Annotated in this window: 1 protein-coding gene; it reads left to right on the plus strand. The window is 69.4% G+C overall.

Translation table 11 applies throughout. The features are described 5' to 3' along the window. Positions 1-232 (plus strand): beta-ketoacyl synthase N-terminal-like domain-containing protein (locus tag WA788_RS35875; RefSeq protein WP_335984750.1); only part of this gene is annotated, 232 nt, incomplete at both ends.

Raw genomic sequence — 232 nt, forward strand, 5'->3', positions numbered from 1 at the left:
CGTCTTCGCCGGCGGCTTCGGCTCCGGTTACGCCATCGGCATGGCCCTGACCGGCCAGGACGGTGCCGGTGTCGAGGGCCACCTGATGACGGGCAACTCGACCAGTGTGTTGTCGGGCCGGGTGTCGTATGTGCTGGGTTTGGAGGGGCCGGCGGTGACGGTGGACACGGCGTGTTCGTCGTCGCTGGTGGCGCTGCATCTGGCGGTGCAGGCGGTGCGGTCGGGTGAGTGT

The sequence above is a fragment of the Streptomyces sp. CA2R106 genome, from assembly GCF_037034245.1.
Taxonomy (GTDB): domain Bacteria; phylum Actinomycetota; class Actinomycetes; order Streptomycetales; family Streptomycetaceae; genus Actinacidiphila.